The 24158-nt window shown below is 60.1% G+C and carries 20 protein-coding genes; 10 read left to right on the top strand and 10 right to left on the bottom strand.

The window, feature by feature from the left end; all coding sequences use genetic code 11:
* Together V0R60_RS05475 and V0R60_RS05470 are read right to left on the bottom strand one after the other, a co-directional pair.
* Positions 1-387 (bottom strand): hypothetical protein, encoded by a 387-nt coding sequence (locus V0R60_RS05475; protein ID WP_136475883.1) that lies wholly within the window; start codon positions 385-387, stop codon positions 1-3.
* An 84-nt stretch (positions 388-471) separates the two neighbouring features.
* On the bottom strand, positions 472-1206 hold the full coding sequence (locus tag V0R60_RS05470) for a hypothetical protein (protein WP_330079052.1): 735 nt from the start codon (positions 1204-1206) through the stop codon (positions 472-474).
* A 116-nt stretch (positions 1207-1322) separates the two neighbouring features.
* On the opposite strand from V0R60_RS05470, the gene V0R60_RS05465 reads away from it, so the two are divergent.
* Positions 1323-1889, top strand: coding sequence for a MarR family winged helix-turn-helix transcriptional regulator (locus V0R60_RS05465; RefSeq protein ID WP_178084214.1), 567 nt, complete (start codon positions 1323-1325; stop codon positions 1887-1889).
* Between the two features lie 5 nt (positions 1890-1894).
* Positions 1895-2575: an MOSC domain-containing protein gene (locus V0R60_RS05460; protein WP_375547260.1), complete on the top strand. Its 681-nt coding sequence runs from the start codon at positions 1895-1897 to the stop codon at positions 2573-2575.
* A 19-nt stretch (positions 2576-2594) separates the two neighbouring features.
* Here the strand turns inward: V0R60_RS05460 and V0R60_RS05455 are convergent, their stop codons facing one another.
* The 8 genes from V0R60_RS05455 to V0R60_RS05420 form a co-directional block, all read right to left on the bottom strand.
* Entirely contained in the window at positions 2595-3668 is a 1074-nt protein-coding gene (locus V0R60_RS05455) for an NAD(P)-dependent alcohol dehydrogenase (RefSeq protein ID WP_330079054.1), read from the bottom strand.
* Positions 3669-3845: 177 nt separating this feature from the next.
* Positions 3846-4661 carry a gamma-glutamyl-gamma-aminobutyrate hydrolase family protein gene (locus V0R60_RS05450; RefSeq protein WP_203479327.1) on the bottom strand — a complete coding sequence of 272 codons (816 nt, stop codon included), beginning with the start codon at positions 4659-4661 and terminating at the stop codon, positions 3846-3848.
* A gap of 319 nt (positions 4662-4980) precedes the next feature.
* Positions 4981-5763 carry an amino acid ABC transporter ATP-binding protein gene (locus V0R60_RS05445; protein ID WP_136475888.1) on the bottom strand — a complete coding sequence of 261 codons (783 nt, stop codon included), beginning with the start codon at positions 5761-5763 and terminating at the stop codon, positions 4981-4983.
* 18 nt (positions 5764-5781) lie between these two features.
* Positions 5782-7023, bottom strand: a complete 1242-nt coding sequence (locus tag V0R60_RS05440; protein WP_330079055.1) for an NAD(P)/FAD-dependent oxidoreductase — start codon at positions 7021-7023, stop codon at positions 5782-5784.
* Between the two features lie 24 nt (positions 7024-7047).
* Positions 7048-7758, bottom strand: a complete 711-nt coding sequence (locus V0R60_RS05435; RefSeq protein WP_136475890.1) for an ABC transporter permease — start codon at positions 7756-7758, stop codon at positions 7048-7050.
* Complete coding sequence (locus V0R60_RS05430; protein WP_136475891.1) at positions 7755-8474, bottom strand: ABC transporter permease; 720 nt, start codon at positions 8472-8474, stop codon at positions 7755-7757. The genes V0R60_RS05435 and V0R60_RS05430 overlap by 4 nt, the downstream gene beginning before the upstream one ends.
* A 111-nt stretch (positions 8475-8585) precedes the next feature.
* The gene (locus V0R60_RS05425; protein ID WP_136475892.1) at positions 8586-9344 is read right to left on the bottom strand and encodes a transporter substrate-binding domain-containing protein; all 759 of its coding nucleotides are present in this window, start codon (positions 9342-9344) and stop codon (positions 8586-8588) included.
* Between the two features lie 31 nt (positions 9345-9375).
* Entirely contained in the window at positions 9376-10245 is an 870-nt protein-coding gene (locus V0R60_RS05420) for a MurR/RpiR family transcriptional regulator (RefSeq protein WP_330079056.1), read from the bottom strand.
* Positions 10246-10394: 149 nt separating this feature from the next.
* Between V0R60_RS05420 and V0R60_RS05415 the strand changes: the two genes are divergently transcribed.
* The 8 genes from V0R60_RS05415 to V0R60_RS05380 all read left to right on the top strand — a co-directional run bounded on the left by V0R60_RS05415 (position 10395) and on the right by V0R60_RS05380 (position 24158).
* The gene (locus tag V0R60_RS05415; protein WP_330079057.1) at positions 10395-11423 is read left to right on the top strand and encodes an Ldh family oxidoreductase; all 1029 of its coding nucleotides are present in this window, start codon (positions 10395-10397) and stop codon (positions 11421-11423) included.
* A 128-nt stretch (positions 11424-11551) separates the two neighbouring features.
* A complete protein-coding gene (locus V0R60_RS05410) occupies positions 11552-12745 on the top strand; it encodes an amino acid aminotransferase (protein ID WP_136475895.1) in 1194 nt (397 codons plus the stop codon).
* Positions 12746-12968: 223 nt separating this feature from the next.
* On the top strand, positions 12969-14246 hold the full coding sequence (locus tag V0R60_RS05405; protein ID WP_136475896.1) for a serine/threonine transporter: 1278 nt from the start codon (positions 12969-12971) through the stop codon (positions 14244-14246).
* Between the two features lie 158 nt (positions 14247-14404).
* Positions 14405-14905 carry a thiol peroxidase gene (gene tpx / locus V0R60_RS05400; RefSeq protein WP_136475897.1) on the top strand — a complete coding sequence of 167 codons (501 nt, stop codon included), beginning with the start codon at positions 14405-14407 and terminating at the stop codon, positions 14903-14905.
* Between the two features lie 203 nt (positions 14906-15108).
* Positions 15109-16392, top strand: coding sequence for an MdtA/MuxA family multidrug efflux RND transporter periplasmic adaptor subunit (locus V0R60_RS05395; RefSeq protein ID WP_330079058.1), 1284 nt, complete (start codon positions 15109-15111; stop codon positions 16390-16392).
* On the top strand, positions 16389-19484 hold the full coding sequence (locus V0R60_RS05390; protein ID WP_330079059.1) for an MdtB/MuxB family multidrug efflux RND transporter permease subunit: 3096 nt from the start codon (positions 16389-16391) through the stop codon (positions 19482-19484). The genes V0R60_RS05395 and V0R60_RS05390 overlap by 4 nt, the downstream gene beginning before the upstream one ends.
* A gap of 88 nt (positions 19485-19572) precedes the next feature.
* A complete protein-coding gene (locus V0R60_RS05385) occupies positions 19573-22680 on the top strand; it encodes an efflux RND transporter permease subunit (RefSeq protein WP_330079060.1) in 3108 nt (1035 codons plus the stop codon).
* A complete protein-coding gene (locus V0R60_RS05380) occupies positions 22677-24158 on the top strand; it encodes an efflux transporter outer membrane subunit (RefSeq protein ID WP_330079061.1) in 1482 nt (493 codons plus the stop codon). Before V0R60_RS05385 ends, V0R60_RS05380 begins: the two co-directional genes overlap by 4 nt.

The following is a 24158-nucleotide window of genomic DNA, read 5'->3' as shown; positions in this document are numbered from 1 at the left end:
TCAGGCGTCACGCAACAAGTCCTGGGCGTCCAGCAGCCGGTAGGCAATCTCCGGTTGACGCTCCAGGGCGCGGCGAATGGCAGCGGGGATGCTCTGGCGAGTCTTGCGGCACAGTCCGGGTAGTTCAGCAATCTGGATGTTGAAGCCGCGCATGGTGCGCACTTCGTTGTCGCTGGGACTGATCTGCAAGCGAATGCCCAGGTTGTCGTAGAGCTTGCGTTGCATGTGTTCGAGGTCGGCGAGGCTCTGCAGGTTTTCCAGGCGTTCGATCAGGCGCTTTTCCTCCTGGCGCGTCAGCAGCAGGATGCGCAGGTCCTGCAGCGTTTCACGGCCGCAATCACAGGCGCCAGGCGGGCAGGGGGTGCGGGTTGGCAAAGTGGCATTCATGACCTCCAGCATAGCGATGAGTGCAGGCTTTTGCCCAGAGGCGAGCCGCTGTCTGTCGTCGGGCGGCTCGTCTGGGGCTGTTGCTCAATTCTGCTTGAGCTTCCAGGTGCCCGGCAGCGACAGGTCACCTGAGCTGATGTCCCACACGCTGCTGACGCACAGCAACGGGTTGTGCAGATCGGCATTGACCTTCAGTGCCGCGGTTACTCCGTCGTAGTTGAAGCTTTGCGGGAAGCCTACGGCGGCCAGGGGCACACTGATCTGCGCCGCGTTCTTGTCGATGCTGAGATCGTAACCGGGAGAGTCGATGTAGATCGGCGCCCCTGGCCAAGTGGCGGGCAGCTTCGGCTTGGCGCCTTTGGGGATATCGCGCACCTTCAGCCCACCGGGTCCGCAGCTTTCATCCTTGCTCAACACTACCCAGTGGGAGTGCCACAGGCCGCCGTCGTTATCGGTCTTGCCGTCGCGGTTTTCATCGAGTTGCGGCGTGTCATCAAAATCTGGATGCGAGGTCAGCGCCAGGGCCAGGATCCCGGCCTTGGCTTCAAAGCCGACACTGCTGCTGTCCAGGCTGGTAGGCCATACGTAGCTATACACCTCGGCACCCGCGAAGGCGCCTTTGGCGCTGGGCAGGCGACTGCCAGCCTTGCCGTCGACCAGTTGTTCGAACACCAGGTTTTCACCTTGTTTGAAAACCCGGGTCTGAACCAGGTCGAAAGCGGCGTCTGCGTTGCCCTTGGCGCTTTTGATGCCAGAGTTGTCATGGGCCCAGACTTGGGTGGCAAGCAGGCTTAAAGCGAAGGCGAGGGTAGGTTTCATGGGGTGGCTCCTGGGTGGGGTCTGGTTTCGAATCGATACCAAATAGCCTAAGCTGAAATGCACCTTTGTCAATATAGTATTTATTCGATACTATCTATCGATGCCATCAATTGGGACTGCCCACCGTGCTATTCGACCTGCTGGAAAGGTTATCGAGCCTCACGCGTGTCTGGTTCCGCCAGCACCCGCTGCTGGCCGACATCCAGCCGATTCAACTGAGTGCACTGCTTTATCTGGCGCGCTGCAACCGTTACTCCAATACACCGCTGGCGGTGACCGAATACCTGGGCCTGACCAAGGGCACGGTTTCGCAGTCGCTCAAGGCGTTGGAAGGCAAAGGCCTGATCGTCAAAACCCAGGATGCTGCAGACAAGCGCAGCGTACATCTGAGCCTCACCGCGCCAGCGCGAGGCTTGCTGGCAGCGGTGATGCCCCCGGATTTTCTACTGGCGGCGACTGAGCGCATGGGCGCGCGGGCTGATGACTTGCAAGCTTTGCTTGCTGATTTACTGCGCAATATCCAACAACACGAAAACGTACCGGGCTTTGGCTTGTGCAAGACCTGCCGCTTTCATCGCAAGACGACCTCCGGTGGTTTTTGCGAGCTGACCCAGGAGCCACTGGCGTCGGCCGAGCGTGAACTGATTTGCCGCGAGCACCAACTCGCGGAACTTACGGAGTAATGCCGATGAAGCTTGATACCGTCCTGACCGGCAAGGCTGTGGCCTTCACCCGGCCAGGCTCTTGCAGTGCGATCGCCAAGCAGGCCCGTAGCGGCGAGCTGGCAGTGACCGAGTTGGGGCTTGCGGGTGACGAGCAGGGCGACTTGCGCGTTCATGGCGGCAAGGACAAAGCCATTCATCATTACCCGCGCGAGCACTACGCGACATGGGCCGCTGAGCTCGGTGAGCACCCATTGCTGCAGGCTGCAGGGGCCTTTGGTGAAAACCTCAGCACCTATGGTTGGACCGAGCAGACAGTCTGTCTTGGGGATCGCGTGCGAGTGGGTAGTGCGGTACTGGAAGTCTCACAGGGGCGTATGCCGTGCTGGAAGCTCAATGATCGCTTTGGGGTAAAGGACATGTCCCTGCGGGTCCAGCAGAGCGGTCGTACTGGATGGTACTACCGAGTGCTGGAGGAGGGTGTGCTGGCTGCGGGCGATACACTGCAGGTGATCGAACGGCTCCATCCACATTGGTCGGTGGCGCGGTTGTCGTCGGTGCTGTTTGACAAGCAGGTGGACGCCGATGTGATTCGCCAGTGCCTGGCGTTACCGCTGGCGCCTTCCTGGCGGCGTACCCTGGATCGGCGTCTGGAGCGGGCCGAGGTCGAAGACTGGGCCCCGCGGTTGCAGGGGCCACAGATCTAAGGCTCGCTCAGGGCAAACTTCAAGGCGTGATGGCGACTTTCATCACGCCATCGCGTTGATGCGCAAACAACTCGTAGGCGGCTTCAATATCGTCGAGCTTGTAGCGGTGGGTGACCAGGGGCTTGAGATCAACAGCGCCGCTGCCGACCACTTCCATCAGCCTGCGCATGCGCTCCTTGCCGCCGGGGCAAAGGGTGCTGACAATGCTGTAGTCGCCTAACCCGGCGCCAAATGCCGCCAACGGGATTGTCAGGTCGGATGAGTACACACCCAGGCTAGACAAGGTGCCACCCGGGCGCAGAATACGCAGCGCCGACTCGAACGTGGACTGGGTGCCCAGTGCTTCAATGGCGACATCCACGCCGCGGCCGTTGGTCAGGGCCATGATTTGTTCTACGACATTGCCTTGCTTGAAATCCACCACATGGGTGGCGCCCAATTGGCGCGCAACGGTCAGGCGAGCGGCGACGGTGTCGACGCCGATAATAGTGGTAGCGCCCATCAAGCGTGCACCCGCTACCGCGCATAGGCCAATTGGGCCAAGGGCAAACACGGCGACTGTGTCGCCGATTCGCACGCCACCGCGTTCGGCGCCGGAGAAACCGGTAGACATGATGTCCGGGCACATCAGCACCTGTTCATCGCTCAGGCCGTCAGGGATGGGCGAGAGGTTGGCCATGGCATCGGGCACCAGTACATATTCGGCCTGGCAGCCGTCGATGGTATTGCCGAACTTCCAGCCGCCTGCGGGCCGAAAGCCATGGGGGGTACCAGGACCGTCCTGGGAGGCGCAGCCGCATAGACAGGCGTAACTGTGGCCGCTTGGCGTGATAGCGCCGGCGATCACACGCTGGCCTTCAGTGAAGCCCTGGACCTGGCTGCCGAGCTTTTCGATGATGCCCACCGGCTCATGACCGATGGTCAGGCCCCTGGCCACGGGATATTCGCCACGCAGGATGTGCACGTCAGTTCCGCACAGCGTGGTGGTGGTAATACGCAGCAGCGCATCGGACGGGCCTACCTCGGGGATCGGTTTCTCATCCAGTACGATGCGATTCTTTTCGACGAAGATTGCCGCTTTCATGCGGGACATAGCCAATTCTCCTGAACAGGTTTACGGGCGTGGGTCGTGCAGTCTTCGTTCAGGGTGCGCGTTTGCGCCGCGTATGGCTATGATCGGGGTCAATGGGGGAGGGGAAATGCATCGCGGGGAAAGCCTGCCCCCAAAGGTTTATCCCTTTAGGAATGGGCTTTTCCCGCGATTGCTCAATCAGGCAGCCGAGCTAAGTTTGCCGCTGCCTTGAGCCTTTACCACTTGCTTGCGACAGGCGTCGCCAAAGGCCTGGAACATCTTGATCGAGTCCGGGTTCTTGGCCGCTTGCCATTCCGGGTGCCATTGCACGGCAAACAGGAACGGAGACAAGCTAGGTGCGTGGATAGCCTCTACCAGGCCATCTTCGGCACGAGCCAGAGGCTCGATACCTTTGCCGAGGTTTTTCAGACCCTGGCCGTGCAGCGAGTTGACGCGGATCTCGTCGCTTTGCAGGAGCTTTTGCAACCAGCTGCCTTGCTCCAGACGCACGCTGTGAACAGCGCTGTACTGCACGTCGACAGGATCGTCCGAGTTTTCCCGGTGATCGTTGAAGCCGGCTTCTGCGTAGACCTTCTGGTAGATGTCACCACCCAGCGCTACGTTGATTTCCTGCATGCCACGGCAGATGCCGAAAATCGGCAAGCCACGGGCAATTGCAGCCTTGACCAGCGGCATGTCGAACAGGTCGCGGTCACGGTCCTGGGTTTTGCCTGGGGTTTCGTTTTCCTGGCCGTAGAGCGCTGGGTCGATGTTGCTGCCAGCACCGGTCAGGTAAACACCATCGGCCATGTCCAGGTAGGTTTCAAGGTCTTCGGTGCCGCAGCAGGTTGGAACCAGAACAGGTATGCAACCTGAGTGTTCAACCAGTGGCACGATGTACTTATGAGTCATGACTTGATAATCGTGACCTTTGCGCTCCTGGGCGCCCATGGTCATCAGCACGACGGGTTTACGAAGGGTTTGTTTCTTATTGCCAATGTTGCTGTTGGGCATATGTCACCTTTGGACAGGCGCAGCCTGTCATTATTGTGCAGGCGCGCTGCTGAAACCTTTGCGCTACCTGAGGTTTCGAGCACTGCCGGAAGGGCGCAGAGGGCCAATATTTCCGGTCGAAACCTGTGATACAGCTTGCCAGAGCCGTTTAATATGTCAAACGACTTCAGATTGCGCGGCCGAAGGCTATCATTGCCTTGGTGCAATTATGAGTACGCAAGCCTTGCCGGCCGGCGCCGCGAGCGATTATCGCGGTTAATTATATTTAACAGTTTGTTGCAAGTCGCTGGGTGACGCGGGGCACGGCCCCGCGTTTGTCTCAGTGCAGGATCTGGGCAAGAAAGCCCTTGGCTCGCGCGGACTGCGGATTGTTGAAGAATGCTTCCGGGCTGGCGTCTTCGATTATCTGCCCGCCATCGAGAAACAGCACCCGTTCGGCGACCTGGCGGGCAAAGCCCATCTCGTGGGTGACACACAGCATGGTCATGCCGGTGTCTGCCAATTTCACCAGCACGTCCAGCACTTCAGCGACCATTTCCGGGTCGAGTGCCGAGGTGGGTTCGTCGAACAGCATGATTTTCGGCTTCATGCACAGTGCCCTGGCAATGGCCACGCGTTGCTGTTGGCCACCTGAGAGCTGACTGGGGTATTTGTTGGCCTGGCTCTCGATACCCACCTTGTTCAAATAAAAGCGTGCACGCTCTTGCGCTTCCTCGCGTGACAGGCCACGCACGCTCATCGGGGCCAGGGTGCAGTTGTCCAGTACGCTCATGTGCGGGAACAGGTTGAAGTGCTGGAACACCATGCCAATTTCACTGCGAACATCGGCGGCCTGGCGAGTGGTCAGGGCAAGGTCGGTATCGTTGACACGAATGTGACCTTTCTCGGCGATTTCCAGGCGGTTGATGCAGCGGATCAAGGTCGACTTGCCCGAGCCCGAAGGCCCGCACAGAACAATACGCTCGCCCTCGCGCACGCTCAGGTTGATGTCGCGCAACACATGGTAGGCGCCGTAGTGTTTGTTCAAACCCTCTATGCTCACCACCACATTGCGTGAGTCGGTTTGAGGGGCGGTGGCTGCAAGGCTTAGTGAAGCGGTCATATTGTTATTCTCCCGCGATCAATTGAAGCGTGTCGCGCTGTACGGCGCAGGGTCGGTAAAGGTGGCTTCGCCGGTGATCATTTCGGCCAGCAAGCGACCGCTTACCGGGCCAAGAGTCAGGCCGTGATGAGCGTGACCGAAGTTGAACCACAGGCCTTTGTGCCGGGCTGCCGGGCCAATCACCGGGCGCATGTCCGGCAGGCACGGACGCCGCCCCAGCCAAGGCTGGGCATCAAGGCGCTGGCCGAGGGGGAAGATCTTGCGCGCGAGGGCTTCACAGCGCTTGAGCTGGATCTCGTTGGCCGCATCGCTGCTGGCAGCGAATTCGATGCCGGTGGTCAGGCGAATGCCTTGGGCCATCGGGGCCAGAACGTAACCACCCTGGCCATCGCAGATCGAGTGCTTGAGTTCGGCGCCGTCGCGGCCTTGATAATGCATGTGGTAGCCGCGTTTGATTTCCAGGGGTATGCGATAACCCAGCGGCTTGAACAGCTCCGCCGATTGCGGACCAAGGGCGATGACCACCTCGGATGCAGTGATCGGCCCCTGGCGGCTATCTACCTGCCACTCACTGTCGATCTGGCGCAGGGTGCGCGCATCGCCATGAATGAATTGGCCGCCGCGCTGCACGAACAAGGCGGCGTAACCTCGGGTCAGGCCGCCGGGATTGGTAACGGTCTTGGGGTCGAGCCAGTGGATGCCACCGACCACGTTTTCGCTCAGATCCGCTTCTCGGGCATGCAGTTGCTGACGGTCAAGAACTTCGTAACTCAAACCGTAGGGTGCAAGCGCCTGGGCATCGTCCTTGGCCTTGTTGAAGGCGGCGTTGTTGCGAAACACCTCGATCCAGCCGTTGGCCTTGACCAGATCGCCAAGGCCGGCGGCGTCGATCAGGGCGTCGTGTTCTTCGACGCAGCGTTGCACCAGTGGCAGCATGGCGCGGGTGGCAACGCTCAGGCCGGCAACCGAAGAGTTCTGCCAATACTTGAACAGCCAGGGCGCTACTTTAGGGATATGGGTCAGGCTGTAGCGCACATCCGACTGGCGGTTCAGGCCATAGCGCAGCAGGCTCGACAGCTCCCGCGGGAAGGCATAGGGGATGACGCTGGAGCGCTCGATCAGGCCAGCGTTGCCATGGCTGGTACCGCTGCCGGGCTCCTCGCGATCAATAAGAATCACCTTGCGCCCGCGAGCCTGCAAGTGAAGGGCCGTGCTGACGCCGACGATACCGGCGCCCAGAACGATGGTTTGACAATGCATTGGAGCGGTCCTCACAGCAGGCTATCAGTGCAGATGGCGGCCCAGTCGGGCTTCTATATGTTTCAGGCTGCGCCGCACGATTTCGACGATCAGCAGGTAGAGCACGGCGGCCCACAGGTAGATCTGGAAGTCGAAACTGCGCGAGAAGGCCAGTTTGGTCACACCCATCAGGTCGTAGATGGTCACCAGCGATGCGATGGCGCTGGCCTTGATCATCAGAATCAACTCGTTGCCCAGCGGGCCGATGGCGACAATCATCGATTGCGGCAGGATGACCTTGAAGAAGGTGGTCGAGCGCTTCAGGCTCAGCGCCTTGGCTGCTTCATATTGTCCCGGCGCGACGGCCAGCAGGGCGCCGCGGAAGATTTCCGCCTGGTAGGCGGCGGTGTTCAGGACGAAGGCCAGCAAGGTGCAATACCAGGCTTCGCGGAAGAACCACCACATCCCCACGTCTTGCCAGAAGCCTTTTAGCGACCCCAGGCCGTAGTACAGCAAGAACAGTTGCGCCAGCAGCGGCGAGCCACGGAAGAAGTAGATGTAGCCGGCACTCAAGCGCTGCAACAGCAAGCTGTTGGAAAGCCGTGCCAACGCCAGCAGCATGCCGAGCACGGCGCCGAGGGTGAAGGAAATCGCCACCAGCTTGCCGGTGACCAGTAGCCCGTCGACAAAGCGTGGGCCGTAGCGCTCCAGCAGGTCCGGGTCGAGCACCGTGGCCAGCAGTTGTTCGAAACTCATGTCCGGGCACTCCGCAGGTGGCGACTGAAGTATTGCTCGATGAACACAAACACCCGTCCCGACAAGGCCGAGAACAGCAGGTAGCCAAGACAGGCCACGCCGTAGAAGAACATCGGCTCCTTGGTCACACTCACGGCCAGGTTGGTCTGGCGCATCAGGTCGACCAGGGAAATGGTCGATACCAGTGAAGTGTCCTTGAGCAGCGATAGCCAGTTGTTCGATAGGCCCGGCATGGCGATGCGCACCAGTTGCGGGAAAATCACCTTGCGAAAGGTGGTGGCCTTGCTCAGGCCCAGCGCCTGGGACGCTTCGTACTGTCCTTTGGCGACCGTCTTGAAGGCGCCGAGCCAGATCTCACTGGAGAACGCGGCAAATACCAGGCTGAAGGCGATCATGGCGGCGAGGAAGGTGTTGATCAGCACCTCGCCTTCGTAGCCCATGGCGGCGAGAATTTTCTGCGCGGCGATCTGGCAGCCGTAGTAAATGATCAGCAGCGTGAGCAGCTCCGGCAAACCGCGAAACACGGTGGAGAAGACGGTAGCCACGGCACGTGGGAAGCGCTTGGGCGATCGTGCCATCAGCGCTACACCCAGGCCCAGCGGCAGCCCGATGGGCAGGCAGGCCAACGCCAGGGAAATGGTCACCAGGGCGCCGGCGAGCAGGGCTTGGCCCCAGCCGCCGCTGGCGAAAGATAACAGCGAAAGTTGTTCGAGCATGGGCGAACCCTCTCGGGAATAGAGTGTGGGTGCTTGGCAGGTGTATCGCGGGGCAAGTCCGCCCCCACAACATCAATGGATTGCTGGGGGCGCGGACAGCCGTGCGATCAATTACTGATAGATATCGAAGTCGAAGTAACGACTGGCGATCTTCTGGTAGGTGCCGTTGGCGACGATTTCATCGAGGGCCTTGTTCAGGCGCTCGCGCAAGGCCTGGTCTTCCTTGCGCACGGCAATCGAGGCGTCGGCCTTGGTGCCATTGACGTCGCCAAGAATCTTGCAGCAGTCCTTGCCGGCCTTGCCGAGCCACTCGGTCAGCGGGAATTTATCGGCGATCACGCCATCCAGGCGCCCGGCGGCCAGGTCTGCGTTGGCTTCATCGAGGGTTGGGTAGAGCTTGACGTCGGCACCGGCCTTGCCATAGACATCTTCGGCGTAAATGGCCTGGGTCGAGGAGGATTGCGCGCCGACGGTGTAGCCTTTGAAGCTGGTTTGGGCATCGGTAATCTCGCTGTCCTTGGGCACAGCGACCGACAACGGCGTCTTGTAGTAGTGGTTGGTGAAGGCGATTTTCTTGCGCCGCTCTTCGGTGTTGATCATCGACGCCACTACTGCATCATATTTCTTGGCCATCAGTGCCGGAATAATGCCTTCCCAATCCTGGGCGACGATGGTGCAGTCCACCTTCATCTGCTCGCACAACGCCTTGGTGATGTCGACGTCAAAACCGTGCAGTTGATTGTTTGAATCCACATAGTTGAACGGCGGGTAGGCGCCTTCGGTAGCAATTTTCAGGGTTTCGGCCTGAGCCATGGTTGCGCCAGCGAGCAGCAGGGCGCACGCGCCTGCAAAGCGGATAACGGGTTTCATGTAACACCTCGATCTGTTGTTTGCACTCTTGCTATTGTTTGCTCGCTGACGTGTAGCCAACGAATTCATTGTGTAGAGCGGCAGTTGCTTCCAAGCGTTTTTCAACATCCGGTCCGAGCTTCTTGCAGACCTCGTTGACCATCAGGTGTACCCACGACAACATCGTCGCAGTGGACTCCCAGAACAGATTGAACTCGGTGGGGATGCGAAACACCTCATCGGCGTTGGCATCGGCCCAGTCACAAAAGGTGTCGGTAACCAGGGTTACCGGGATGCCTGCCTCGTGCGCTTTGCGACACAGGTTCAGGGCATGGCGTGAATAGCGGCGCGCCTCGAACACCACCAGGGCGCAATCGGCCGGGTCGCTCAGCAACACCTCACCGAAATGCCCAGCGCTGCCATCGACGACCTGCACGCCGTCACGCAGGTATTGCAGTAAGTGGGCCATGCATTGGGCGATACCGCGCTCGGTCTGAAACCCTGCGATAAAAACCTTGCGGCGCTGTGCCAGGCGTTGGCTGACCGTTTCCCAGGCGGCGGTACGGCTGTATTCGTAGACCCGTACCAGGGCCCCGACTTCTTGTTCGAGACTGCGGGCAAGGCCGGCATCATCCTTGCCGTGCTGTTGGCGAAATTCTTGCAATCGATCACCGACCAGCCAGGGACCATCGCCCAGGTCGTCCTTGAGATCGTGCTTGAGCGCCTTGAGGTGCTCGTAGCCCAGGGCCCGGCAAAAGCGCCCGACACTGGATTCACTGACGCCGATTTTCGTCGCCAGGCTTGCGGAGGTTTCGAACGGCAGGTCGTTGAGGTTGGCGAGCATGTAGCTGGCGATCTTGCGACCTGAAGCCGCTGCACTGTGCAGGCTGTGTTCCAGGCGTTGCTTGATCGGTTGGCTCATGGATGATTCTCAAGGACGGTGGCACGTGGAAACAGAAAATGAATGTTTTCTGTCATCAAGTCAACATTTGACAGTTTGCTGTCACAAGAGGAAAGTTTCGTCATTGCTCATCGCGGTCGCCCATTCCAAATCCAATAAGGGAGCTTCAGATGCCCGCACGTCCCGACACTGCTGTCGCGCAGATTCAATTTGCCGATCTGCAGGCCTTGTTGCAGCGCGTATTTGTTCGTCATGGCACCAGTGAGGCGGTCGCTCGCGCACTGGCCTTCAATTGCGCCAGCGCCCAGCGCGACGGTGCTCACAGCCATGGTGTGTTCCGCATTCCCGGCTATGTTTCAACCTTGGCCAGCGGCTGGGTCGATGGTCAGGCCGTGCCTGAAGTGACAGACGTCGCCAGCGCCTTTGTCCGTGTCGATGCCAAGGGGGGCTTCGCCCAGCCGGCGCTGGCAGCGGCGCGTGAGTTGCTGTTGGAAAAGGCGCGTAGCGCCGGCATCGCCGTATTGGCAATCCATAACTCGCACCATTTCGCTGCACTGTGGCCGGATGTCGAACCCTTCGCCGATGAAGGTCTGGTTGCCCTCAGCGTGGTCAACAGCATGACCTGCGTGGTGCCTCACGGTGCGCGTCGGCCGTTGTTTGGTACCAACCCGATTGCCTTTGCCGCACCCTGCGCTGGCAGTGACCCGATTGTCTTCGACATGGCCACCAGCGCCATGGCCCATGGCGATGTACAGATCGCCGCGCGTAAAGGTGAGCAACTACCGTATGGCATCGGCGTGGACAGCGAAGGACAACCGACCCGCGACCCGCAGAAAATCCTCGAAGGGGGGGCCTTGTTACCCTTCGGCGAGCACAAGGGTTCGGCCCTGTCGATGATGGTCGAGCTGCTGGCCGCAGCACTGACCGGTGGGAACTTTTCCTGGGAGTTCGACTGGTCGCAGCACCCGGGGGCAAAAACACCGTGGACCGGGCAGTTGATTATCGTGATCGACCCGAGCAAGGCCGAAGGTAATCAGTTTGCCGTGCGCAGCCGCCAGTTGGTGGACCAGATGCAGGCTGTCGGGGTCAGCCGGATGCCTGGCGAGCGGCGTTTTCGTGAGCGGGAAGCCTCGGCGCGCGAGGGTGTCAGCCTCACCGCGCAGGAGCTGGAACAACTGCAGGCGCTGGCACAGGGCTAAAGATGCCGCGCCAAGGCATGCATGGCTGCACAGATAAGTTGCATCAAGGGACATGTTGCTTCGGCGCGGCTACAGGTATCCTCGGCAGATACTTGTTGTATTTGCCCAGACCCAAGGAGCTGCACGCTGTGTTCAAACATGTCGATGCCTATGCCGGCGATCCGATTCTGTCCCTGATGGAGACCTTCAAGGCCGACCCGCGCGCCAACAAGGTCAACCTGAGTATCGGTCTTTACTACGATGCCGCAGGCGTGGTGCCGCAACTGGCTGCTGTTGGCGAAGCGGAAAAGCGCATGGCCGACCAGCCGCATGAAGCTTCTCTGTATTTGCCGATGGAAGGCCTGAGCAGCTATCGCCAGGCCATCCAGGCGTTGTTGTTTGGCGCGGATCACCCTGCCGTGCAGGGGGCGCGCGTTGCTACCGTGCAAACCGTCGGCGGCTCCGGTGCGTTGAAAGTCGGTGCCGACTTCCTCAAGCGCTATTTCCCGGACTCGCAGGTGTGGGTCAGCAATCCAACCTGGGACAACCACCGGGCTATCTTTGAAGGCGCAGGTTTCAAGGTCAATACCTACCCGTACTTCGACGCTGACACCCGCGGTCTCGATTTCGCCGGCATGCTCACAGCGCTGCAGGGCCTGGCCACCAACAGCATCGTGCTGCTGCACCCCTGCTGCCACAACCCAACTGGCGTCGATTTGAGCCAGGCGCAATGGCAACAGGTCATTGAAGTGGTCAAGACGCGCAACCTGATTCCATTCCTTGATATCGCTTACCAGGGCTTCGGCGAAGGTCTGGTCGAAGACGCCTATGCCATCCGCGAGTTCGCCCGTGCTGGCGTACCTTGCCTGGTGAGCAACTCGTTCTCGAAGATTTTTTCGCTGTACGGCGAGCGGGTAGGAGGCTTGTCGGTGGTCTGCGACGATGCCGACACTGCGCAAAGCGTACTGGGCCAACTCAAGGCCACTGTGCGCCGCAACTACTCCAGCCCTCCGAACTTCGGTGCGCAACTGGTGGCCGCCGTGCTTGCGGACCCTTCGCTCAATGCGACGTGGGCTGCTGAAGTGGAACACATGCGCCTGCGGATCCTGGACATGCGCCAAGGGCTGGTCGATGCCTTGGCAGTATTGTTGCCGGGTCAGGACTTCCAGTTTTTCCTCAGCCAGCGCGGTATGTTCAGCTACACCGGCCTGAGCGTCGAACAGGTGCGCCGCTTGCGCGACGAGTTTGGCGTGTACTTGATCGACAGCGGCCGGGTCTGCATGTCGGGTCTGCGTCCAGACAACCTGCAGCAAGTCGCTGAGGCTATTGCGGCGGTTCAGTAACATCCACTGATCGCGGGGCACGTCAGTTTGCGCAGGGGTGATACCTGTGCGTAAGGGCTTGCTCCGCGATGTTGTAAAAGGTGCAACCGCTCCTCGGTCGGGGCTTTGCAAGTGCAACCAATGCGCGCACAATCGCGCCCCTCTTTGTATGGTTGAGGGGCGGTGATGCCTCAGCTTCGCCACTCTCAGCCCTGTTGCAGTTTGCGAGTGGAGTTGCACCCGGATGAACGAGCAGGCCCAAAGCGTTGATCAACGCTTCGAATCGACCCCAGTTGCCCTCAGCAGTTGGTCCCGTCAGGACACCACCTGGATGCTGGGCCTGTTTGGCACAGCCATCGGCGCCGGAACCTTGTTCCTGCCGATCAACGCCGGGGTAGGGGGCTTCTGGCCTCTGTTGATCCTGGCGTTGCTGGCGTTCCCGATGACCTATTACGCTCACCGTGGCCTGACCCGCTTCGTGTTGTCCGGACGCGATGGCACCGACATCACCGATGTTGTCGAAGAGCACTTCGGCCTGAGTGCAGGTGCTTTGATCACCTTGCTGTACTTCCTGGCAATCTTCCCGATTCTGCTGATCTACAGCGTGGCCCTGACCAACACGGTCGGCAGCTTTCTGGAGCACCAGCTGCATATCGAGCCACCGCCACGCATCGTTCTGTCATTTGTGCTGATCCTCGGCTTGCTGGCCATTGTGCGCTGCGGTGAACAGGCCACCGTCAAGGTCATGAGCCTGCTGGTCTATCCCTTCATTGTCGCCCTGGCGTTTCTCGCGGTATTTCTGATTCCGCACTGGAATGGTGGCATCTTGAGCACCGCCAGCGAGCTGCCGTCAGGCTCAGCGTTCCTGCACACCTTGTGGCTGGCCATTCCGGTGATGGTGTTCTCTTTCAACCACTCGCCGATCATTTCAGCCTTTGCGGTTGATCAGAAGCGTCGCTATGGCGTCCATGCCGATGAGCGCAGCGGGCAGATCCTGTGTCGCGCACACCTGCTGATGGTGGCGATGGTGATGTTTTTCGTATTCAGTTGCGTGCTGACCCTGACCCCTGCGCAGTTGGCTGAAGCCAAGCAACAGAATCTGTCGATTCTTTCCTACCTGGCCAACCATTTCAGCAATCCGACCATCGCCTTTGCCGCGCCGATTATTGCTTTTATCGCCATTGCCAAGTCGTTCCTGGGGCATTACATCGGCGCCAGTGAAGGGCTCAAGGGGCTGGTAGCGAAAACCGGCAAGCGCCCGGGTGCCAAGGCGCTGGATCGCGTCACTGCTGCTTTCATGCTGGTGATCTGCTGGATCGTTGCCACGCTCAACCCGAGCATCCTGGGCATGATCGAGAGCTTCGGTGGCCCGGTCATTGCGGCGATTCTGTTCCTGATGCCGATGTACGCTATCCGTAAGGTGCCGGCCATGCGCAAGTACAGTGGTCACATCTCCAACGTATTTGTGACAGTTGTAGGTCTGGTGGCCATCTCGGCCCTGGTCTACTCGTTGATGGGTTGAGCCACGGGTGCCTGGGCGCTGGATTGTCAGCGCCCAGGTAAATATTTTGTCCACAATATGTGCGTGGAAATAAAACAATTTATTGCTCGACCATAGGTGGCGAGCCACTTTCATGATTAACTCTGGTCCCTTACCCATCCCGCATAAGGACTCAGCTCATGGCTCAAGTGACTCTCAAAGGCAACCCGGTTCAAGTCAAGGGCGACCTGCCGAAGGTTGGTTCCCAGGCGCCAGCATTTTCCCTGGTTGGTGCAGGTCTGGCTGACGTGACCCTGGCCAGCCTGGCCGGCAAGCGCAAAGTGCTGAACATCTTCCCAAGCGTTGACACCCCTACCTGCGCCACTTCGGTTCGCACCTTCAACAAGAAAGCCGGTGAGCTGAACAATACCGTGGTGCTGTGCATCTCGGCTGACCTGCCGTTCGCTCAGGCACGCTTCTGCGGCGCTGAAGGCCTGGAAAATGTCCAGAACCTGTCGACCCTGCGTGGCCGTGAATTCATCGAAAACTATGGTGTTGCTATCGCCGATGGCCCACTGGCCGGCCTGACTGCTCGTGCCGTCGTAGTACTGGACGAGAACGACAAAGTGCTGCATGCCGAACTGGTGGGCGAAATCGCTGACGAGCCGAACTATGATGCAGCGTTGGCAGTGTTGAAGTGATCTGATTGCAGCGGCAGGAACGGGTTCACCCGCTCCTGCAGGTGTGAATAATTGTTACGGCCTGGTCCTCGACCAGGCCGTTTTTATTTATAGTTCATCGTCTTAGCAACGTAAGCGCTAGGTAAATTGCCGGTAAAGGCGCTTTGCTTATCCTGCTGCAGTGCTTATCGTTCAGCCTCCTCAAAAGAATTCTTTCCAGTCCAATGGTCGATCAACCGATGCTTTCTCGTTCCCGTTCCTCCCGTCGCTGGCTCGTTGGCCTGCTGATCCTGCTGCTGGTTGCCAGTCTTTGCTGGTGGCTGTGGCCGTCTCCAGCGGCGGACAAGGCGGCCGGCGCCCCCGGCGGCAAGGGCGGGCGACCTGGTTTCGGTGCCTTCGGTGGGCCGGTTCCGGTGCGCGTCGAGCCTGCCACCGTGGGCAATTTCCCGGTCTACCTCAAGGCTCTGGGGACGGTGACCGCGACCAATACGGTCAACGTGCGCAGCCGGGTAGGCGGTGAGTTGGTCAAGATCAACTTCCAGGAAGGGCAGCAGGTCAGGGCTGGCGACCTGCTCGCAGAAATTGACCCGCGCAGTTACCAGATCGCCCTGCAGCAGGCCGAGGGCACCCTGGCCCAGAATCAGGCGCAACTGAAAAACGCCCAGATCGACCTGGAGCGCTACAAAGGTTTGTACGCCGAGGACAGTATTGCCAAGCAGACCCTCGACACGCAGGTGGCGTTGGTCGGTCAGTACCAAGGTACCATCAAGACCAATATGGCCGCTGTCGGCGATGCCAAGCTGAACCTTGAATTCACCCGTATTCGCGCACCGATCAGCGGGCGCCTTGGCCTGCGCCAACTCGATGTCGGCAACCTGGTTGCCGCTAACGACACCACGGCATTGGTAGTGATTACCCAGACCCATCCAATAACCGTCGCCTTCACCTTGCCCGAGTCGGAATTGAACACCGTGCTTGCGCGCTATCGCAGTGGTGCCAAGCTGCCGGTCGAAGCCTGGGACAGGGGTGACCTCAAGCAGCAGGCGGTGGGCGTATTGCGCAGCCTCGACAACCAGATTGACACAACCACGGGCACCCTGAAATTCAAAGCCTTCTTCGAAAACCAGGATGAAGCGCTGTTCCCTAACCAGTTCGTCAATGTGCGCCTGCTCGCCGACACCTTGCAGAATGTAGTGCTGGCCCCCTCGGCGGCCATTCAGTTCGGTATTGACGGGTCTTTCGTGTATGTCATGGAGGGCGACAAAAAGGTCCGGATCCGAAAGCTGACCCTGGGCGCCAGTGACGGCGATCACACGGTTATCACCGAAGGCCTGGCCAAGGGCGAGCGGGTCGTGCTCGAAGGCACCGATCGTCTGCGTGACGGTAGCGAGGTGGAGGTTGTCAACGACAGCTCCGAGGTACCGGTTACGCCCGGTCAGCATCTGCAGGGCCAGGACGGCAAAGATGCCTCGGCTGCTACGGATCGCAAGAACAAGGCTGGCGCATGAACATCTCGCGGCTGTTCATCCTGCGCCCGGTGGCCACCACCCTGAGCATGCTGGCCATCGTCCTGGCCGGCCTGATCGCCTACACCATGCTGCCGGTAGCAGCGCTACCCCAGGTCGATTATCCGACCATCAGGGTCATGACCCTGTACCCGGGTGCCAGCCCGCAAGTGATGACCAGCGCGGTTACGGCGCCTTTGGAGCGTCAGTTCGGGCAAATGCCGGGGCTGACCCAGATGGCCTCGACCAGCTCTGGCGGGGCCTCGGTACTGACCCTGCGCTTTAGCCTCGACATGAACATGGACGTTGCCGAACAGCAGGTGCAGGCAGCGATCAACGCCGCCAGCAATCTACTGCCGAGCGATCTGCCGGCGCCGCCGGTGTACAACAAGGTCAACCCGGCGGATACCCCGGTGCTGACCCTGGCCATCTCCTCGAAAACCATGCCGTTGCCCAAGCTCAACGACCTGGTCGACACCCGCGTAGCGCAGAAAATTGCCCAGATAGGCGGAGTTGGCATGGTCAGCATCGCGGGTGGCCAGCGTCAGGCGGTGCGAATCAAGGTCAATCCCGATGCCCTGGCCGCGGCCGGGCTCAACCTTGCAGACGTGCGCACGTTGATCGGTGCTTCCAACGTCAACCAGCCCAAAGGCAACTTCGATGGCCCAACCCGTGTATCGATGCTCGATGCCAATGATCAACTGCGCTCGCCCGAGGAATACGCCAACCTGATCCTGGCCTACAACAATGGCGCTCCGTTACGCTTGAAAGACGTTGCCGAAATCGTCGACGGTGCCGAGAACGAGCGCCTCGCCGCTTGGGCCAACCAGAACCAGGCGGTGTTGCTGAACATTCAGCGCCAGCCCGGTGCCAACGTTATCGAGGTGGTCGACCGTATCAAGACCTTGCTGCCATCGATTACCGACAACCTGCCAGCCGGCCTCGATGTCAGCGTGCTCACCGATCGTACCCAGACCATCCGCGCCTCGGTCAAGGATGTGCAGCACGAACTGCTGCTGGCCATCGCCCTGGTGGTGATGGTGACCTTCGTGTTCCTGCGCCGCTTCAGCGCCACGATCATCCCTTCGGTGGCGGTGCCACTGTCGTTGATCGGCACCTTTGCGGTCATGCACCTGGCGGGCTTCTCGATCAACAACCTGACCTTGATGGCGCTGACCATCGCCACCGGCTTCGTGGTGGACGATGCGATTGTCATGCTGGAGAACATTTCCCGGCACATCGAGGAGGGTGAAACACCTATGCAGGCGGCGCTCAAGGGCGCCCGGCAGATTGGTTTCACGCTGATCTCGCTGACCTTCTCATTGATTGCGGTACTGATCCCCTTGCTGTTCATGGCTGATGTGGTCGGTCGTCTGTTCCGCGAGTTCGCCATTACCCTGGCGGTGGCGATCCTGATTTCCCTTGTGGTGTCCCTGACCTTGACGCCGATGATGTGCGCGCGGTTGCTCAAGCGTGAACCAACGGAGGACGAGCAGGGGCGCTTCTATCGCGCCAGTGGCGCCTCGATCGACTGGATGATCGCCTGGTACGGACGAGGCCTGCAGTGGGTGCTCAAGCACCAGCCGCTGACCTTGCTGGTGGCCGTGGCGACCCTGGGCCTGACTGTGCTGTTGTACTTGGTGGTGCCCAAGGGCTTCTTCCCGCTGCAGGACACCGGGGTTATCCAGGGGATTTCCGAAGCGCCGCAGTCGGTGTCCTTCGCCGCCATGAGCGAGCGCCAGCAGCAGCTCAGCGCGTTGATCCTCAAGGATCCAGCAGTCCAGAGCCTGTCGTCCTATATCGGTGTCGATGGTGACAACGCCACGCTCAACAGTGGCCGCTTGCTGATCAACCTCAAGCCTCACGGCGAGCGTGACCTTACGGCCGCCCAGGTCATTGCTCGGCTTCAACCCGAGGTCGATAAACTGGCTGGTATCCGTCTGTTCATGCAGCCGGTGCAAGATTTGAGTATCGAGGACCGGGTCAGTCGTACCCAGTATCAGTTCAGCCTGTCGTCGCCGGATGCCGATTTGCTCGCGCTGTGGAGCGGCAAGCTGGTCGATGCGCTGCAACAACGCCCCGAGCTTACAGATGTTGCCAGTGACCTGCAGGACAAGGGCCTGCAGGTGTTTCTGGTGATCGACCGTGATGCTGCCAGTCGCCTGGGCATCAATGTCGCCGACATCACCAATGCCTTGTACGACGCTTTTGGCCAGCGCCAGATCTCGACCATTTACACTCAGGCCAGCCAGTACCGCGTAGTGCTGCAGGCTGAAGCCGCTTCCAGCCTGGGCCCGCAGGTACTTGAACAGATCCACGTCAAGGCCACCGACGGTGGCCAGGTGCGCCTGTCGAGCCTGGCCCGTATCGAACAGCGTCAGGCGCAACTGGCGATCGCCCATATCGGTCAGTTCCCGGCGGTGATGATGTCGTTCAACCTCGCCCAAGGCGTGGCGCTGGGGGATGCGGTCAAGGCGATCGAGCAGGTGCAACAGGACATCGGTATGCCCGTGGGCGTGCAAACCCGCTTCCAAGGCGCAGCGGAGGCATTCCAGGCGTCGTTGTCGAGCACCTTGCTACTGATTCTGGCTGCTGTGGTGACCATGTACATCGTGCTCGGCGTGCTCTACGAGAGCTACATTCACCCGGTGACCATTCTTTCGACCCTGCCTTCGGCAGCGGTGGGTGCGTTGTTGGCGCTGATTCTGTCCGGTAACGACCTGGGCATGATCGCCATCATTGGCATCATCTTGCTGATTGGCATCGTCAAGAAAAACGCGATCATGATGATCGACTTCGCCCTGGAGGCTGAGCGCAATCAGGGCATGGCCCCGCAAGCGGCGATTTATCAGGCGGCGTTGCTGCGCTTCAGGCCGATTCTGATGACCACTCTGGCCGCCTTGTTCGGCGCTATTCCATTGATGCTTGCCAGCGGTTCCGGAGCAGAACTGCGTCAGCCCCTGGGCCTGGTGATGGTCGGAGGGCTGCTGGTCAGCCAGGTGCTGACGTTGTTTACCACGCCTGTCATCTATTTGTACTTCGACCGACTGGCACGGCGCTTTCGCCAGCCGCGCCTGGCCGGAGAATCGGTATGACCGGGGGCGCCAGCACGTGGCAGACGCCGATAGCGGTGGCTGAGAACAGAGTTTGCCAGGTGATGCTCCACGTTTGGAGCAGCCGCCCATGAACCTGTCGGCCCCCTTTATTCGCCGCCCGGTGGCGACCATGTTGCTGAGCCTGGCGATCATGTTGCTCGGTGGTGTCAGTTTCGGCCTCTTGCCGGTGGCGCCACTGCCGCAGATCGAGTTTCCAGTGATTGTGGTGCAGGCCAATCTGCCTGGTGCCAGCCCCGAGGTCATGGCTGCCACGGTGGCTACGCCGTTGGAGCGCTCCATGGGTGCTATCTCCGGGGTTACCACGCTGACCAGCAATTCCAGTCAGGGTGCGACCCGGGTGATTCTGGGTTTTGACCAGGGGCGCGATATCGATGCGGCTGCCCGGGAAGTGCAGGCGGCCATCAACGCGTCACGCAATCTGTTGCCCAGCGGTATGCGCAGCATGCCGACCTACAAGAAGTACAACCCTTCCCAGGCGCCAATTATGGTGCTCGCGCTGACCTCCAACGTGCTGCAGAAGGGCCAGCTCTATGACCTGGCCTCGACCATCCTGTCCCAGAGCCTGTCCCAGGTTCCGGGGGTAGGGGAGGTGCAGATTGGTGGTAGTTCGTTGCCAGCAGTACGGGTGGAGCTTGAGCCACACTTGCTCAATCAGTACGGCGTTGCCCTGGATGAGGTGCGCGAGACGATCGCCAACGCCAACCAGCGTCGGCCCAAGGGCTTTATCGAAGATGGCCAGCGCAGTTGGCAGGTGCAAGCCAACGACCAGTTGGAGAAAGCCAAGGACTACGAGCCGCTGGTGATTCGTTACCAGGACGGTGCGGTGCTGCGCCTTGGACATGTAGCCAAGGTTACCGATGCAGTGGAGAACCGCTACAACAGTGGTTTCTTCAATGATCAGGATGCCGTGCTACTGGTGATCAACCGCCAGACTGGCGCCAACATCATCGAAACCGTGAACAAGATCAAGGAGCAACTGCCGGTACTGGAGTCGCTGATGCCTGCCAGTGTGAAGCTGGATGTGGCAATGGACCGTTCACCGGTCATCAAGGCAACCCTGAGTGAAGCCGAGCACACCCTGATCATTGCGGTAGTGTTGGTGATTCTGGTGGTGTTTCTGTTCCTGGGTAACCTGCGCGCCTCGTTGATTCCGACCTTGGCCGTGCCGGTGTCGCTGGTCGGCACGTTTGCGGCGATGTATCTGTTCGGATTTTCGCTGAACAATATGTCGCTGATGGCCTTGATTCTTGCCACCGGCCTTGTGGTGGACGATGCCATTGTGGTGCTGGAAAACATCTCCCGGCACATCGATGACGGCGTCCCGCCCATGCGCGCTGCCTATCTGGGGTCCAAGGAAGTCGGTTTCACCCTGCTGTCGATGAACCTGTCGTTGGTGGTGGTGTTCGTGTCGATTTTGTTCATGGGCGGCATTGTCGGCTCATTGTTCCGGGAGTTCTCCATCACTCTGGCCGTGGCGATCATTGTGTCGCTGGTGGTTTCCCTGACCCTGACGCCGATGCTCTGCGCTCGCTGGCTCAAGCCCCAGGCGCACGAGGGGCAAACGCGCCTGCAGCGCTGGAGCGAGCAGGTTCATCAACGCATGATGGCAAGTTACGGGCGCAGTCTTGACTGGGTGCTGCGTCATCGCCGCCTGACGCTGCTCAGCCTGTTGGTCACCATTGCGGTGAACATCGCCTTGTACGTGGTGGTACCGAAGACCTTCCTGCCGCAACAGGATACTGGCCAATTGATGGGCTTTGTTCGCGGCGATGATGGTCTGTCGTTCCAGGTTATGCAGCCGAAAATGGAAATCTACCGCCAGGCATTGCTCAAGGATCCTGCTGTGGAGAGCGTTGCCGGCTTTATTGGCGGCAACAGCGGCACCAACAATGCCATGGTCCTGGTGCGCCTCAAGCCGATCAGCGAACGCAAGGTGTCGGCGCAGAAAATCATCGAGCGGATGCGCAAGGAAATGCCGAAAGTGCCGGGCGGGCGCTTGTTCCTCATGGCCGACCAGGACCTGCAGTTCGGCGGTGGCCGCGATCAGAGTTCCTCGCAGTTTCTCTATACCCTGCAGAGCAGCGAGCTGTCAGCCTTGCGTGAGTGGTATCCGAAAGTAGTGGCGGCCTTCAAGGCTTTGCCAGAGCTGACCGCCATCGACGCACGAGAAGGCGGAGGCACTCAACAGATAACCCTGATCGTCGACCGTGAACAGGCCAAACGTCTGGGCATCGACATGAACATGGTTACCTCGGTGCTCAACAACGCCTACAGCCAGCGGCAGATCTCGACCATCTATGACAGCCTTAACCAGTACCAGGTGGTGATGGAGATCAACCCCAAGTACGCCCAGGATCCCCGCAGCCTGGAGCAAGTACAGGTGATCACGGCTGACGGCGCCCGGGTGCCACTGGCAACCTTCGCCCATTACGAGAACAGCTTGGCCGACGATCGTGTCAGCCACGAAGGCCAGTTTGCCGCCGACAGCATCAACTTCGACATCGCCGAAGGCTACAGCCAGGATCAGGCTATGGCTGCTGTCGAGAGAGCTGTGGCCAAGGTTGGTTTGCCCGAAGATGTGATTGCCAAGGTTGGGGGTACCGGTGATGCCTTTGCCGAAAGTCAGAAAGGGCAGCCTTTCATGATTCTCGGTGCGTTGCTGGCGGTGTATCTGGTGCTGGGGATTCTCTATGAAAGCTACATCCACCCGCTGACGATTTTGTCCACCTTGCCGTCGGCCGGGGTAGGGGCCTTGCTTACCCTGTATGTGGTGGGCAGCGAGTTCAGTCTGATCTCGCTGCTGGGCCTGTTCCTGTTGATTGGCGTGGTGAAGAAGAACGCCATCATGATGATCGACCTGGCCTTGCAACTGGAGCGCCATGAACACTTGAGCCCGGAGCAGTCCATTCGCCGCGCTTGCCTGCTGCGCCTGCGGCCCATCCTGATGACCACCGTGGCCGCGATCCTCGGCGCCTTGCCGCTGTTGCTCAGTCATGCCGAAGGTTCGGAAATGCGCCAGCCGTTGGGACTGACCATTATTGGCGGCCTGGTCTTCAGCCAGGTGCTTACGCTTTACACCACCCCGGTGGTTTACCTCTATCTGGACCGCTTGCGCCATCGATTCAACCACTGGCGTGGCGTGCGCACCGATGCTGCTTTGGAAACTCCGCTATGACTCGACGTCCGCTTCTCTCCAACCGTCCCCTGCAGTTGCTTCTCGGTGCCCGTGGCTCGCGTCTGCTGGCCTCTGGCTTGTGCCTGGCGATGCTTAGCGCCTGCACCCTGAGCCCGGACTATCACCGCCCCGAAGCCGCTGCACCGATGGCGTTCAAGCATGCAAAGGGCTGGACCCAGGCCAATCCTTCTGATGCGCTCGCGCGCGGCGCCTGGTGGGAGCTGTATGGCGACGCCCAGCTCAACGGCCTGGTCGAGCAGCTCAATGCCGCCAACCAGACTGTGGCCCAGTACGAAGCCCAGTACCGCCAGGCTCAGGCACTGGTGCGCAGCTCGCGCGGCGCGTTGTTTCCAAGCCTCGATCTGAAGGCCGGCAAGACCCGCTCAAGTCAGGGTACGGGCAGCTCCAGTTCCAGCTTGAGCAATAACAGCAGTGGCATCCGCGACACCTACAGCACCACTTTGGGCGTCAGTTGGGAAGCGGACTTGTGGGGCAAATTGCGTGACGGCCTGGCCGCTAACCAAGCCAGTGCCCAGGCAAGTCTGGCAGACATGGCCGCGATTCGTCTGAGCCTACAGTCGGAGCTGGTGCAGAACTACCTGCAACTGCGGGTGATGGATGAACAGAAGCGCCTGCTTGAGGCTACCGTCCAGGCCTATCAGCGCTCGCTGACCATGACCGAGAATCAATACCGCGCCGGTGTGTCGGGCAAGGATGCAGTGGCCCAGGCACAAACCCAGCTCAAAAGTACTCAGGCCGACCTGATCGATCTGGTCTGGCAGCGTGCCCAGCTGGAAAATGCCATCGCCGTATTGTTGGGCAAGGCGCCCGCAGACTTTGCCCTGGCAGACAGCAAGGATATTCCGGCGCTACCGCAGGTGCCGGTGGCATTGCCCTCGCAATTGCTTGAGCGTCGTCCGGACATCGCGTCGGCGGAGCGCAAGGTGATGTCCGCCAATGCCAGTATCGGCGTCGCCAGGGCTGCGTATTTCCCCGATCTGACCCTGAGCATGAGCGGTGGCTACAGCAGCAGTAGCTTTAGCGACTGGATTAGCCTGCCTAACCGTTTCTGGTCGGTGGGCCCACAGTTGGCGATGACACTGTTCGATGGCGGTCAGCGTTCTGCCGAGGTCGACCGTACCGAAGCGGTCTACGACCAGACCGTGGCCCAGTATCGTCAGTCTGTGCTCGATGGCTTCAAGGAAGTGGAAAATTACCTGGTACAGCTCGATGTCTATGAAGACGAAGCGATCGTGCGCGGCGAGGCCCTCGATGCCGCGCGCGAGTCGCTGCGACTGACGAGCAATCAATACAAGGCCGGGCTGATTGCCTACCTGGACGTGGTCAATGTGCAGACCACGGCGCTGAGCAACGAACGTAGTGTGCTGACGCTGTTGCAGGGCCGGCTGGTAGCCAGTGTACAGCTCATCGCGGCGCTCGGGGGTGGCTGGGATGCTCAGACCGCGCTTGCTGAGTGA

It is taken from the genome of Pseudomonas auratipiscis, from assembly GCF_036324085.1.
Taxonomy (GTDB): Bacteria; Pseudomonadota; Gammaproteobacteria; order Pseudomonadales; family Pseudomonadaceae; genus Aquipseudomonas; species Aquipseudomonas auratipiscis.
Note: the sequence above shows the minus strand (reverse complement) of the source record. Positions and strands in the feature narration are given on the sequence as shown.

Bases quoted from the DNA above. Each gene is read 5' to 3' on its own strand.
- V0R60_RS05475 (WP_136475883.1), bottom strand. From the start codon at position 387: ATGAATGCCACTTTGCCAACCCGCACCCCCTGCCCGCCTGGCGCCTGT.
- V0R60_RS05470 (WP_330079052.1), bottom strand. From the start codon at position 1,206: ATGAAACCTACCCTCGCCTTCGCTTTAAGCCTGCTTGCCACCCAAGTC.
- V0R60_RS05460 (WP_375547260.1), top strand. From the start codon at position 1,895: ATGAAGCTTGATACCGTCCTGACCGGCAAGGCTGTGGCCTTCACCCGG.
- V0R60_RS05455 (WP_330079054.1), bottom strand. From the start codon at position 3,668: ATGTCCCGCATGAAAGCGGCAATCTTCGTCGAAAAGAATCGCATCGTA.
- V0R60_RS05450 (WP_203479327.1), bottom strand. From the start codon at position 4,661: ATGCCCAACAGCAACATTGGCAATAAGAAACAAACCCTTCGTAAACCC.
- V0R60_RS05445 (WP_136475888.1), bottom strand. From the start codon at position 5,763: ATGACCGCTTCACTAAGCCTTGCAGCCACCGCCCCTCAAACCGACTCA.
- V0R60_RS05440 (WP_330079055.1), bottom strand. From the start codon at position 7,023: ATGCATTGTCAAACCATCGTTCTGGGCGCCGGTATCGTCGGCGTCAGC.
- V0R60_RS05435 (WP_136475890.1), bottom strand. From the start codon at position 7,758: ATGAGTTTCGAACAACTGCTGGCCACGGTGCTCGACCCGGACCTGCTG.
- V0R60_RS05430 (WP_136475891.1), bottom strand. From the start codon at position 8,474: ATGCTCGAACAACTTTCGCTGTTATCTTTCGCCAGCGGCGGCTGGGGC.
- V0R60_RS05425 (WP_136475892.1), bottom strand. From the start codon at position 9,344: ATGAAACCCGTTATCCGCTTTGCAGGCGCGTGCGCCCTGCTGCTCGCT.
- V0R60_RS05420 (WP_330079056.1), bottom strand. From the start codon at position 10,245: ATGAGCCAACCGATCAAGCAACGCCTGGAACACAGCCTGCACAGTGCA.
- V0R60_RS05415 (WP_330079057.1), top strand. From the start codon at position 10,395: ATGCCCGCACGTCCCGACACTGCTGTCGCGCAGATTCAATTTGCCGAT.
- V0R60_RS05405 (WP_136475896.1), top strand. From the start codon at position 12,969: ATGAACGAGCAGGCCCAAAGCGTTGATCAACGCTTCGAATCGACCCCA.
- tpx (WP_136475897.1), top strand. From the start codon at position 14,405: ATGGCTCAAGTGACTCTCAAAGGCAACCCGGTTCAAGTCAAGGGCGAC.
- V0R60_RS05395 (WP_330079058.1), top strand. From the start codon at position 15,109: ATGGTCGATCAACCGATGCTTTCTCGTTCCCGTTCCTCCCGTCGCTGG.
- V0R60_RS05390 (WP_330079059.1), top strand. From the start codon at position 16,389: ATGAACATCTCGCGGCTGTTCATCCTGCGCCCGGTGGCCACCACCCTG.
- V0R60_RS05385 (WP_330079060.1), top strand. From the start codon at position 19,573: ATGAACCTGTCGGCCCCCTTTATTCGCCGCCCGGTGGCGACCATGTTG.
- V0R60_RS05380 (WP_330079061.1), top strand. From the start codon at position 22,677: ATGACTCGACGTCCGCTTCTCTCCAACCGTCCCCTGCAGTTGCTTCTC.